Origin of the sequence: Lentilactobacillus kefiri, assembly GCF_007989105.1 — a bacterium.
GTDB classification, from domain to species: domain Bacteria; phylum Bacillota; class Bacilli; order Lactobacillales; family Lactobacillaceae; genus Lentilactobacillus; species Lentilactobacillus kefiri.
In genome coordinates this window covers 25,385-38,613 of the sequence record NZ_BJVK01000018.1, presented here as the reverse complement: position 1 = coordinate 38,613, position 13,229 = coordinate 25,385, and the positions used below count along the sequence as shown (strand labels likewise).

Here is a 13,229-nt window from a genome sequence, read left to right as displayed (position 1 = left end):
TAGTTTCCAGACAGACCCTAGATAATATTGATTTTTATTTATTGTCTGTCTAAATTGTATTGTTTCAAAGCTTGACCGGTCCGTGACTTTGATTCCTTTTGAGAGTCGATTGGTAAACCGGCGAACAAAATTTGGCCGCCGTAGATTCCGGCATCCGGGCCGACGTCAATCAGCCAGTCAGCTTTGCTGATAACTTCCAGATTGTGTTCGACAATGATTAAAGTGTTACCGGCAGCCACCAATTCATCAAATAATTTAATCAGCTTGGCGACATCTTTCATATGCAGGCCGGCAGTTGGTTCATCCAGCAGGTAAATGGTTCCGGTTTTGTTCAGCTGAACAGCCAGCTTCAACCGTTGCAATTCACCACCGGATAAAGTTGTCAACGGTTGGCCGAGTGTTAAGTAGTCCAAGCCAACTTTTTGCATGTTAATCAGTTTATCGTAAATTTTCTTGGTATCTTTGAAGAAATCAATTGCCGATTCAATCGGCATGTTGAGGACTTCACTGATATTTTTACCATGATACAAGTAACTGAGCGCTTCTTTATTGTATCGTTTGCCGTCACACATCTCACACTTTTGGACAACCGGGTCCATGAACGCCATGTTGGTAATGGTGACACCCTTTCCCTTACAACGGGGGCAGGCGCCTTTGCCGTTGTAACTAAACAGGCTGGTGGATGCACCGGAGGCCTTGGAAAATATTTTCCGGATGTCATCCAAAATGTCCAGATAAGTCACCGGAGTGGAACGGATATTTGTGCCAATCGCTCCCTGTGCCAAATCAATATAGGGTTCGTGGAGCTTCGGCCGCAATGCATCGACCAAAGAACTCTTTCCGGAACCGGCAACTCCCGAGATGACTGTTTCAACCCCTAATGGGATATCGACGCTGACACCCTTTAAATTATGGGTGGTAACATCTTTGAGCGAAATGGTTGATTTGAATGGTCTTGGCTTCCGATAGGTCAGCGGTTGTTTAAGGTATTCACCGGTCATCGTGTGCTCACTCAGCAGTTGGTCGTAGGTACCGGTAAAAGTGACCCGGCCACCGCCACGGCCAGCTTTGGGACCAATTTCGACCACGTAGTCCGCAATCGGAATCAATTCTGGATTGTGTTCAACCACCATGATGGTATTGCCCTTATTCTTGAGATTAATCAGGGCGTTTTTGATCAGTTGAATATCGTGAGGGTGCAGGCCAACGCTGGGTTCATCCAAAATGTAGACCATGTCGACCAAAGAACTGGTTAAAAATTTGGCAATCTTGATTCGTTGGGTTTCACCACCGGAAAGCGTTTCGGTGCTTCGATCCAATGTTAAGTAGCCAAGACCAATATCGATTAACGACTGGATTTTGGTGGCAACTTCTCGAATGACATCGGTAACCAATGGCACTTTAATCTCATGTAAAAATTTCAGTGCATGGACTAAATCCATCGACAAAACATCGGCAATATTTTTATTGTTAATCGTGCAGGTCAGAACTTCAGGCCTCAGGCGAGTACCATGGCATGCCGGGCAGGGCCGTCGAGTAACGATCTTGGCTAAGGCTTCCTTATGGTGCTGAGCCTCACGCTTGCCAATAATCGACCGGCGGATTCGGGGAACAATTCCTTCGTAGAGCGCTGTTCGGTGCCACGCTTTTGGGGCGTTCTTCAAGGTTTGCTGAGGTGCGTACAGCAATGTATTCATTTCATCTTTTGTGTAATCTTTTAACGGCTTGTCGTTATCAAATAAGCCGCTGTCTGTGTATCGCCGCCACCGCCAAGTGTGTGGCCCAAAGCTGACAAAGGTAATGGCGCCTTGATTCAGAGACTTTTCAGGATCAATGAGTGCTTTGGCGTCAATGTCGTCAACGTATCCCAGACCTTGGCATTTTTGACACATACCTTGGGGCAGATTAAATGAAAAGGTGTCCGAATAACCGACAAACGGCTTTCCTGCACGTGAAAACAATAGTCTGAGTAATGAATAGATTCCGGTATAAGTTGAAAGGGTGGACCTGGCATTTTTGCCGATCCGCTTTTGTTCAATGACAATTGCTACCGGCAGATGTTCAATGCTTTTAACGTGTGGTTGACCATACTTGGGCAGATACTGTTGAGTAAAGCTCGGGAAGGTCTCGTTAAGCTCTCGCCTGGAAGCTGCGGCAATCGTATCAAATACCAACGATGATTTTCCGGAGCCGGACAAGCCTGCAAATACCGTGATGGCATACTTGGGAATCTTTAAATCAACGTGTTTTAGGTTGTTCTGATAAGCATCATGAACCTCAATTGCACCTCGTTCAAACATAGAAATCAACCAACCTCCTATTTTTTCTTATGACTTTTAGCGGATGAGAGCTTTTCATGGCTCTCTTCTTTTTTGAGTTCTTTTTGCATCTGGTTCACCTGTTTTGAGAGGTGAGCAACCTGCTTGGTTAACTGTTTCAGCGTATCCGTCTGGTCATCCTGTTTGTCCTGAGTCGTGAAAAAGTCGGTAATCGTTGACGTTAATAAACCTAGAAAGCCAATCCCACCAAGCATCAGGACCGCTGAAATGATTTTTCCACCGTCTGTCTTTGGCACAACATCACCATAGCCCACGGTTGTGGCAGTTGAAATGGCCCACCAGAGGGCGTTTTGCAGTGAGTCGTGTTCAAAGGATGCAAAAATTAGGGAACTAAAAATGAGAATAACCAAACTGATTGATAACAGGTAAATAAAGCCCGTATCGTACATGAATTTATGCAATGCTCTGGTCAGCTTGCCGGATAGGCCAAAGCGCCACAGTAAATTGTAGTAGCGGACAATCGAATAGATTCTGGCAATCCGGAAAAAGATAAAGATGGGATGGGAAGGAATCAACGCGATTAAGTCGAACAAGTTGGAAATTAAAAAGTTCTTTTTAGATCGAGCCTGTTTAAATCGAATTAAATAATCGATTAGGAAAAAGAGCCATATGAGTTCAAATAGAACTCGGTATGGCCCTTTTGTAAGGGTAATTTTACCAGCCAGTGCAAGAAAAGCCAGTCCGAAAGAAGTCAGAGCTAATGAAACAACCAGAATACTATAAAGCAAAATATTAATTCTTTTGACTTGTTGTTTCATCTCAGATTCCCCCTTTAACGACTGCTATCGTTATTATTTGCATCTGGATTGGTAATCTTGATTCGGTTACTGTCAGTTGTCTTATGGTGAATTTCAGGTGCGTCAGTGAAGTATTCGTTCCAAGTTGATTTATCACCATTCTCGGAATAGATGCTGGTTGACTTCTTACCAAGCCGCTTCTCGATTCGAAGCTCTTTTTGATAGAGGTCGGCATAATTGTATTTCCGTGGATCAACGTTCTTGAAGCCCTTTGGATGATAGAAACGCAACAGGTTCTTTTCGTTGAGTGAATCAGAAAGGGAAAGCTCATTGTCAACTTTATCCCGGTCGACCTTAACCTGTGCCTGCTGGCGCTTGGTTAATTTCATTAACTGACCGGTCTTGTTTGAGTAGATGTCGCCGCTAATTGAAGTGAACGCTGGGCTGACCCAGTCCTGGTTTCTAAATGCAACAACTTGGTCATGCTGCTTGGATAACAGATCGGTTCCAAACTGAACGTAACGTTTGCTGCTGATTCCCAAAAGGTGCATCAAAGTTGGCAGAACGTCAATTTCACCACCGTATTTCTTGGAGATGAAACCATTCTTCTTGCCAGGGATGTTAATAATCAATGGTACTCGTTGTAATTGGGCATTGTCAAAGTCGTCCCAATCATCCGGATTCTTCCCCAGAGCTTTGGCCAAATTGGTATTTTCGGAATTGGAAATCCCGTAGTGGTCACCATACAGCAGAATGACGGAGTGTTTAAGCAAACCGGTCTTACGCATATAATTGTAAAATTCATGGACGGCCTGATCAAGGTAATGGGCGGTTAAGAAGTAGTTATCAACCACGTTATCACCCGTATTGGTTGTCTTGAAGTTGGTATCTTCCTTATCCAAATCATATGGGAAATGGTTGGTTACGGTAATGTACTTGGCGTAGAAGGGCTGCTGAAGGTTCTGAAGGTATTTCACCGAGTCTCTAAACAACAGCTTGTCTTTCAACCCATAGCCCAGGGAACGGTCACCGGTCGTATTGTAGTAGCTGGCATCAAAGAAGTATTGATAACCCATGTTCTTATAAACGTTGTTTCGGTTCCAGAAGCTGGCGATATTTCCATGGAACACCGCACTGGTATAGCCTCGGCGCTGATTCAAAATAGCCGGAGCAGCTTGGAAAGTGTTGTCACTTCCCAATTGGGCAAACAACGAACCTTGTGGAAGACCATAAGTACTGGTCTCCAGCATGTTTTCAGCATCGGAAGTCTTTCCTTGGCCAACTTGATGGAAGAAGTTTGAAAAGGCATAGGATGATTTACTCCCATACAACTTATTCAAAAACGGCGTAACTTCTTGGCCGTTGATCTTTTTGTTGATCAGGAATTGTTGGAAACTCTCAAGGTGAATGATAATGACGTTTTTACCCTTAGCAATCCCATAATATTTTTTATTAGGTTTGGCGTAATGTTTATGAGTAAACTTCAAGACGTCATTTAACTCAGATTTGGTGGCCGTTGCCCGTAAATCATTGTTATGTTGGGACTTCAGTCCATCATAAACCGTGAAGGCATCCAGGCCAAGATATTTAACGATGTAAGTTCTGTCAAATGTCCGGGTCAACAGCTGTGGCCGATCCATTTCACCCAGCGAGAGGTTGACGACGAAAAAGAGAACCGAAAACGATGTGACCGCTAATCCAATCCGATGGTTAAGGGGACGGGGGTCAATCTTGATTTTCTTGAATACCAATAAGCCGATAATCACGACTAAATCAATCCAGTAAAAGATATCGTGGAAATTGGTAAGCGCAAGCGAACTGCCGCTGAGTCCCTGGTTAACTTTGGAATAACCGGTCATCGTGCTGACCGTCATGAAGTCTGTAAATTCACGGAAGTAGATCACGTTTAGGTAAAGTAAAACGGTATTTAAAATTGAAATTAAAATTGCCAGTGGATAGAAGAACCGGCTTTTCTTGAAATAAAGCGCAATGCTCAGAAGCAAAGTGGTGGTTGCTAATGGGTTAATCAGGACAATAAAGAATTGAAAGGGATTAGTGATTCCCAATCCAAGGTCGACAAAGTAAGCCAACATTGTTTTGGCCCAAAAGCAGACAATTAATAGAATGATAAAACCCTTTCGTGAACTGCATTTTTCCAGGGTCCAGTTAATATATTTCAAAACATTTTGCTCCTTAAAATAATTACTTGTTTTATCTTATCAAAAATATGACGATAAGAATTAAAAATCAAGTGATTTTGCAGAAATCTTAAATTGATTTGACCTGCTCGTTCCCCTAAAAAGTTGGTATACTTTAAGTATTAAGGGTAAAGGAAGTGTCATCATGAGTAAATTTACTTTGTACATGGTTCGTCACGGACAAACTTACTTTAACATTTATAACAAACTTCAGGGGTGGAGCAATTCACCACTGACGGATAAAGGGATGCAAAACGCAGTGGACACCGGTGAAAAACTCAAAAACACCAAGTTTGCCGCTGCTTACTGCAGTGATACGACCCGAGCAGAACAAACCGCTCAAAAGATTTTGGACGAAAATCAAGTTTCGAATATCAAGGCGCCAACAACCTCAATGTTTTTCCGAGAAGAGTTCTATGGATACTTCGAAGGAAATGACATGGATCAGGCTTGGTATTTAGCCGGTGCTCCTCACGGCCTGCCAACGTTTAGAGACATTGTCGACAAGTACTCAATTGGAAAAGCCAAGGATTATTTAAAAGAAGCCGATCCGTTCCATCAAGCTGAAAATAATGAAGATTACTGGAAGCGGTTGGATCAAGGATTTGATTTGATTAAGAGCAATCCAGCGATTAAAGATGGTGACAACGTCTTATTGATTAGTCATGGCAACACGTTATTAAGCATTGTTGAACGTTATGGCAATGGCAAGTACGACGTGACTGAACGGCCGGCAAACGGCAGTGTCACCAAACTGGAAGTTGACGGCGATGATATCAAAGTGCTTTCGTTTAATGAACAGTAATTTATTGGAATGATTCATTAAGCCACTTTTGTTGCACCGCAGGGGTGTGGGCAAAAGTGGCTTAGAAGTTAGCAGCGGAGTATTGGGAAGCGTTTATGAAGTAATTATGACAAAATGAGGGGCAGGTATTGACGTGGAAATTAAGCAAACTGATCAATTAGATAATATCTATCAAGATGCCCGGGAAATTCGCCGCCATGTATTCGTTGGGGAGCAGGGGATCAATGAAGCCGATGAATTTGACGGAACAGATTCGGACGCAATTCATTTTGTGGCTTACCAGGGTGGTCAACCCGTTGCGACTGCCCGAACCACGGTAACCGCAGATGGTGTTCACATTCAGCGGGTGGCCACTGAAAAGGAATATCGGCATAAGGGCTATGCCAAGCAGTTGTTAACGACAATTCTTCAGTCGCCAATGTTTCAAGATACCCCAAGGTTTTATCTGGGAGCTCAAGCGACTGCCATTGGTTTCTATGAAACCCTTGGATTTAAGCAGTACGGTCAACCGTTTATGGAAGTCGGCATTAAGCACGTCAACATGGAAAAGCTGGTTACGAGCTAGTGCTTAGAGAAATTAAATAGGCTGGAACAAAGGTTTGACTTTTGTTCCAGTCTATTTTTTATCTCAGGATATGTGTGCGCACCCATTTCCACGTTAGATGAATGATAATTGCAGAGGTAAATGACAAGATCCAGGTGCCAATGTAAACGGCCAGAATGCCAGTGGTGGGATGCACAGCTGTTAGTTTCCTGCCAAAAGACTGCCACAACAGCTGATCCCAAAAGACGTTGGATAAGAATGCCGGATAAGCATAATTGGCCATGACATGGATTGTCTGGGTAATCTGCTGATTGCGTTGGATTTGATGAACCGCTAAGCTTGCAATCAACATAATGACAGCCAGGTCGTAAATTGCCATCGACGGTTTGTAATAAGGTGCATTCGTTAGCTTAACTGGGAAAGGGAACTTGAATAGTTCAAAGTTAACCCATATCAATGCGGCACCGGCAATTAGCAGAATAACCGGCCAGCATCGGTTTAAAAAGCGGCTGATGAATGATCGGTACTCCCACGCTAGAACGCCTACAACGCCATAAAGAATAAAGCTGATGAATACCCGGTCCAACAAATACCAATCGTGCATATGCGGGCCGTGAAATACTTGAGCATCATAGAATGCAGCCAGCCAAAATAAATAACTACCGAGATCGATAAGGCGGTAATGACACGTGAAGCACGATTACAACACCATTTTGCTAAGCCCCAAAAGATCGGCATCAGGAAAATAAACTGCAGCATCATTGAATTGTACCAAAGATGCGGAGCGGCATTGCCGTTAATAAATTGCCAGCCAAACCCGCCAAGCGTGTGGAATCGCTGGACCTGTTGAACCCACGGCATCGTGAACAGGTAAATGGCCGTCCAAATAATCGTTGGTAAGAACAGGGAGTGCCACATCTGACGCAGATAGCTGGGGTAGGTGAGACCCGACTGACCGGTTACCCGGATAGTGGTGTACAGAATTCCTGTAATAAAGGCCGGAGCAGTGAATTTAATCAGGTTGTAGATGATGCCAATGCCAATTTGAACTTTAACATTGGGATTCGTTTGTAACGCTAAGCTAAGAATAGTCTGTAGCATGACTGCCGTGCAGGCAAAGATTTTTAAATAGTCACCAATATCTGGAAGGGATGGTGACTTGACTTCATAGTCCATTTAAGGTGCTCCTTTGAAGATAACGTATACTTCTAATATACCAATCAAAGTTGGAAACGCAAAAAGAGGTTGGAAACAAATGAATGTTTCCAACCTCTTTAGCATAGTTGATTGAATTGTTGTTATGTGTTAAATAATTTTAGTCGTTATCAGCGTCAAAGTTTGCAACATGTGCAGAACCAACGTAGTTCCACCATGGGGCTTTGACAGATTCGGTAATAACTCCGCGGTTTTGAGCATCGATCATTTTACCTTTACCAATGTACAAACCAACGTGAGAAATTGATGAAGCGTTCCAACCGAAGAATACAAGATCACCTTTTTGTAAGTTCTTGTATGAAACTTTCTTACCGGCATTGTATTGTGCTTGAGCAGTGCGGGGAAGTGAAACACTTGCGGCTTTCTTATAAACGTAACTTGTAAAGCCGGAGCAATCAAATGCTGATGGACCAGTAGCACCATAAACATATGGCTTGCCGAGGTTTTGCTTAGCTAATTTATAAACGGCAGAATATGAAGCGTCTGTATCAGAAGCTTTTGATGCTTGTGCATCTTCAAAGCCAGCGAATGATAATGTGAAAAGTGCTACTAAAGTTAATAATATTTTTGTATGTAATTTCATTTTTTATCAACAACTCCCTATCAAATCTACAAGTACAACAATACCAATGAATTGTTGCAATAGTGTAACAAACAATTTGCAATGCAGTTAAAAGTCATATGACGATTGCAACATTGACACCAAAGATTGTGAATATGCGCTTACATAGACTGATACGAAAGGATTCCTTTATGAGCAAATAAAAATGACACTCAAATTGCTTTGAGTGTCATTTTGGCTTGATTTTTGGAAATTGCCTGTTGATTTTTATTAGGTTATGTTATTTCCGAAATCATTATTTTAATAAATTCTTTATTTATTCTTCAACATATTTTTCTTATTTGGTAATGTAACGGCCAATTTGCCCATTGAAGTGACGATCATCGGCAGAATCAGATAGTATACGCAGACCGTATAAATGACAATCAGGGCCGTTTCAATCATTGCAAATGAGGCACCAAATGTCAGGCCGATTGCCAATGCAATGACAACCAGTAAAATGTATCGAACAATTTTACCATAGCTTGTCATGGTTGGCCGGATCCAGTCCAATAGGGATAATTCCGTGTACCTGAATGACAGGCCAAGGGCAATGATCTGCCAGGCGGCGATTGCCGCTAATATGCTGACGGCGATCACGGGAACTTGCCAATCCAATTGATTGGTGCCTGTAACATAATGCATTGTCAAATATGTCAGCTGGAAGCCGGTGATGGCTGACATCAGGAAGGCAACAGTCCAATAGAGTGGCTGCAAGATTGATCGGCTGACAACGAAGACGGTCAGTAAGATGCCAATCACAACAATCGCAAGTAACGTGATGAAATGATGGTTGAGCTTGGACTGGTTGATTGACTGGGTAATTGGTTCACCGCTAAAGGCAACCTCGTCTGAAGAAAGTGGGGTTCCTCTAAGTTGAAGGCCAACCTGTTGTTCCAGCGCTTTAACCTGTTTCATATTGGTCTTGCTGGAAGGGGCATTCTTCATCACAACTTGAATGGTTGTGATCTTTTTGTCCTGACTGGTGTAGTTCAACATTGTCTGAAGAAAGTCGGTATCGGTTAATTGTGCCTTGGTAATGTAATAGACATTTGCTGCACCGGACTTTTGCAGGCAATTCAAATAATCGTAAATGTTATTTAACTGAGTCGTTGAGGAGGTGACTTGCGTGCCAACCTGCTTCAACTGTTTTTGAACTTGACTGATTTGCTGACTGTAACTCTGCAGGTTGTTGGCGCTGTTTTCGCCATAGTTTTGAATGACCGATCCTTCAGCGTTCAACTGGCTGATGCCTGATGAAACCGACTGAAGTGACTGGTTCAATTCATTGATCTTTTGTTGATACATTCTGACTTTGCGGGATGCATTGCTTTGAACCGATACGCTGGAGTTGGCAGCGGCACTGTTAACTTGTGAAGCCAAGCTGGAACTGTCTTGAACAATTTTGTTGCTCTTCTTAACAAGTGCCTGCATATCCTTAACTTGTTGCTTTAAGCCTGACAAGTTGAGGTTGTTGCCGCTGGAATCAATCCCGGTCGAAGCTTGAGATAATTGACCGGTTGCCTGTTTGGCGTTCAAACCAATGGATTCCAACTGGTTGGAAACGTAATACTTTTCGATCGGCATCCCGCTTGGCTGGGTCAGTGAATAAGCATCGCTGACGCCTTTGGTGTGCTGCAGCTTGGTTGTTAATTGATCCAAGTGCTGGAGGTATTTCTCATTGTCCAACGGTTTATCGTTTTTAAGGTAAATGGTGATTGGGGTTGGCTTTCCTTCAGTGAAATGAGCTTGAAGGACATGGGCGCCTTTAACCGCCTGGTTTTCCTGCGTCAAATTAGTCATTGGCGAGTAGTTCAAGCTGGTGTGATAGAAGTAAATGAACGGTAAGGTCAAATACAAAATCACCAGAAAGGCGGCAATTGGCTGCCACAGTGAGAAATCAGTTGCCCGGTTCCAGAAGTGTGACTTCATTGCGGTCAACGGTGCGTTGGATGGCCAAAAGAGGCTTTCACCCAGAGCTGCCATGAAGACGGCATTCAGAGTCAAAACTGCCAGCATCAGGACAACGTATGTCAGGCCAAGTACCCAAAGGGATTGGAGCTGATCATAGTTAATGAATCCGCAGCAGGCAAAGATGATTGCCAGGGCACTGCCGACCATTGTGATTGGAAACCGGAGAGCGGAAATCGTTTGTTGCGTTGCGTAACGGGCTTCCCGCTGCAGGGACAGGACACTTCGCAACTTGCGGTAAATGTAAATGTTCCAGATGGTCCCGATTACCACGGTTGCAATTCCAATTTCAAGCGGGGCGTATTGAGTGAAGGCAAAGTTGAAATGTTTTGCCAGGGCAACCGATCCGCTAAACGAAGTGACGAAGGCCGCAAATAACGTGATAAATGAAATGATTGGTGCAAATATTGATCTAAAGTAAATGCCCACAATCAACATTGAAACCACAAATAAGGTAATCAAAATAATATTGGTAACCTGGGCGGTCTTTTCATTGTTGACGTCTCGGACAATCTCTGGACTAGTGACGTAAGATTTCAACCCTGGAACCTGAATTTCATTGACCAGCTCGTTCGTCAGTACTCGTAAAGTATTGCTTTGAGCGTCAATATCAAGACTGGCAATTTGGGTTGAGCCATCCTTTGATAACAGCTGTTGCTTTCCGGCAACGTTGGTATTAAGGGTGACAATTTTTTTAATGCTGTAAAATGATTGATGTTGTTTTAGCTTATTTAATGCAGTATCAATTTTCGCCTGCTGCTGGGTTGTGATTTTTCCTTTCGGATTTGTGTAAACCACGTTGATGGTCGAAGCCTTTCCAAGACTGTAACCCCAATCCTTGCGCATCTGCTGGGCCTTCGCCGGCTGAGAGTTTTGCGTGAACGTCGGCTGACTATACGACTGCAGCGTATCAGTCACGTTTGGAGCGGTTATGATTGCAATAAATGCAATTATCAGCCATACTAACAGCGTGAATAAGCGATTCTTGTGTAATTTTGCGATTGTTTCCTTCATTAGTTCGTCCCCTAAATATGTATGGTTAAAAAAGGCTCATATATTAAGAGTTTACCATTTTATAAGTACCAGTGCGACACGTTTTCGGGGTTTTATGGGATATTGAGAGAAATATTGGCAAAATGATTTGAATATATTTGGATGGGGGGTTCCCAATATGTGTACAAGTATCTTTCAAATTGGCCAAGAGGATGGGGCCCACGTTTTGGCGCGAACGATGGACTGGCCTCAACTTGGCGCACATCCTGTATTTGTGCCCCGCAATTTTGCCTGGCACTCTGTTTATGACGATAAAAAATACGTGACCAAATACGCCACATTGGGATCCGGCCACCAGCATGCCAAGCGAATCGACATGTCCGATGGGGTCAACGAGTTTGGCCTCGCCGTTCAAAAGCTGATCTTTACCAATGGTAGTCAGCTGGTTGAAGAACCCGGCGAAGGCAAGATTCATCTGGCACCATTTGAGTTGTCGTTCTTTTTGTTGTCTAATTACAAATCCGTGGCGGATATTGAAGCCCACATTGACGAAATTGAATTGATGGCTGATAAATACAGCTTGATGAAGTATGGCCACAGTGAGTTACATTTTGCCGCTGCGGATCCAACTGGTCGGATTGTAGTCATTGAACCGGTCACCACGCCAATTGAAATCATTGAAAATCCCCTCGGCGTTTTAACCAACAGCAATCATTTTGGCAGACAAATTGACAAGCTGAATAAGTATCTTGACTTTACCCCAGCTTTTAAAAGCGGAACGGTTCCCTTGAATACGCCTCGGGTCACTACCGGAAATGTTTCGGGAAAATCAATTCCCCCTGGCTCATATTCTCCCGGTTCCAGATTTGTCCGCGCATCATATTTAAAGGAAAGAATTGATATTCCTCAAAATGAAGCTGAAGCTTTTGACAACTGCTGGCATATTTTGGATTCAGTTAACGTACCTAAGAGTAAGGAGCATCAACCCACTTATTCGGTGTATCGAGCTGCAGTCTGCTGTGAAAGCCGAAATTATTACTATCAGCCTTATCATGCCAAATCAGTGGCAAAAATTCAGCTGACAGATGAATTGATTCACTCCAATGAAGTAAAATTTTTCAAAGTTGATGATAAAATAGCCTTCAATGAGTTAAACTAATATATTGAAGATATTTCTTGGGGAGAATTCAAGTTGCGTAAACAAGGTTGGCGGGTTATCTTATTATTACTCATAACGTTTGTGGTTTTGGTGGCCGGCGTATCTCTACGCAGCCAATTCAGCCATCGGCAGCAGTCACAATCGGCGCCGACGCTGGTTCAAAAGAAGCCGGCCCATTTTTCTGCGCGGCAAAAGCGGACCTTCATCAGTCGGGTTGGTAATCCGGCAATTAAAATTTATTTGAAGAATCGCCAGGTACTTCCCAGCGTGGTGATTGCCCAAGCTATTTTGGAATCCCAGTTCGGGACGTCTGAACTGTCGACTTCGGCCAACAATCTGTTTGGCATCAAGGGTTCTTACCATGGGCAATCGGTTCAGTTTTATACCACTGAGGTTGAAAATGGAAAGTCGATCAAGGTTTTGGCACAGTTCAGAAAGTACCCAAGCCTTGCAGCGTCGATTGCTGATCATAATCAGTTGGTAAGTGCCAAGTTTATTAAGTCCAAGAATATTTTGAGTTATCGCAAGTCGACTCGGTTATTACAGGAGAACGGGTACGCAACCGATCCCCATTATGCATCCAAGTTGAATCACATCATTGTGAAGTACAATCTTAGCAGGTATGATTTAAAAGCATTAAATGAAAGAGTCTAAAAAAATATTGAGG

Annotated in this window: 9 protein-coding genes and 1 pseudogene; 4 read left to right on the top strand and 6 right to left on the bottom strand. The window is 43.3% G+C overall.

Annotated elements, in window-relative coordinates; all coding sequences use genetic code 11:
- Positions 1-38: 38 nt before the first annotated feature.
- From LKE01_RS07490 to LKE01_RS07480, 3 genes are read right to left on the bottom strand one after another with little or no spacing between them, the layout of a single operon-like run.
- Entirely contained in the window at positions 39-2,300 is a 2,262-nt protein-coding gene (locus tag LKE01_RS07490; RefSeq protein WP_056981729.1) for an ATP-binding cassette domain-containing protein, read from the bottom strand.
- A gap of 17 nt (positions 2,301-2,317) precedes the next feature.
- Complete coding sequence (locus tag LKE01_RS07485) at positions 2,318-3,097, bottom strand: potassium channel family protein (protein ID WP_056981726.1); 780 nt, start codon at positions 3,095-3,097, stop codon at positions 2,318-2,320.
- A gap of 14 nt (positions 3,098-3,111) precedes the next feature.
- A complete protein-coding gene (locus tag LKE01_RS07480; protein WP_056981724.1) occupies positions 3,112-5,256 on the bottom strand; it encodes an LTA synthase family protein in 2,145 nt (714 codons plus the stop codon).
- 163 nt (positions 5,257-5,419) lie between these two features.
- On the opposite strand from LKE01_RS07480, the gene LKE01_RS07475 reads away from it, so the two are divergent.
- Both LKE01_RS07475 and LKE01_RS07470 read left to right on the top strand, forming a co-directional pair.
- Positions 5,420-6,079, top strand: a complete 660-nt coding sequence (locus tag LKE01_RS07475; RefSeq protein ID WP_054769543.1) for a histidine phosphatase family protein — start codon at positions 5,420-5,422, stop codon at positions 6,077-6,079.
- A 133-nt stretch (positions 6,080-6,212) separates the two neighbouring features.
- The gene (locus LKE01_RS07470; protein WP_056981722.1) at positions 6,213-6,644 is read left to right on the top strand and encodes a GNAT family N-acetyltransferase; all 432 of its coding nucleotides are present in this window, start codon (positions 6,213-6,215) and stop codon (positions 6,642-6,644) included.
- A 58-nt stretch (positions 6,645-6,702) separates the two neighbouring features.
- On the opposite strand, the pseudogene LKE01_RS07465 reads toward LKE01_RS07470, so the two are convergent.
- The 3 genes and pseudogenes from LKE01_RS07465 to LKE01_RS07455 all read right to left on the bottom strand — a co-directional run bounded on the left by LKE01_RS07465 (position 6,703) and on the right by LKE01_RS07455 (position 11,424).
- A pseudogene (locus tag LKE01_RS07465) lies at positions 6,703-7,799 on the bottom strand (acyltransferase family protein).
- A 139-nt stretch (positions 7,800-7,938) separates the two neighbouring features.
- Positions 7,939-8,421, bottom strand: coding sequence for a C40 family peptidase (locus tag LKE01_RS07460; protein WP_054769544.1), 483 nt, complete (start codon positions 8,419-8,421; stop codon positions 7,939-7,941).
- 291 nt (positions 8,422-8,712) lie between these two features.
- Positions 8,713-11,424 (bottom strand): MMPL family transporter, encoded by a 2,712-nt coding sequence (locus LKE01_RS07455; RefSeq protein ID WP_056981720.1) that lies wholly within the window; start codon positions 11,422-11,424, stop codon positions 8,713-8,715.
- Between the two features lie 157 nt (positions 11,425-11,581).
- Here LKE01_RS07455 and LKE01_RS07450 point away from each other — a divergent pair, with 157 nt between their 5' ends.
- Together LKE01_RS07450 and LKE01_RS07445 are read left to right on the top strand one after the other, a co-directional pair.
- Positions 11,582-12,562: a linear amide C-N hydrolase gene (locus LKE01_RS07450; RefSeq protein ID WP_056981718.1), complete on the top strand. Its 981-nt coding sequence runs from the start codon at positions 11,582-11,584 to the stop codon at positions 12,560-12,562.
- A gap of 33 nt (positions 12,563-12,595) precedes the next feature.
- Complete coding sequence (locus LKE01_RS07445) at positions 12,596-13,216, top strand: glycoside hydrolase family 73 protein (RefSeq protein WP_054769545.1); 621 nt, start codon at positions 12,596-12,598, stop codon at positions 13,214-13,216.
- Positions 13,217-13,229 lie beyond the last annotated feature (13 nt).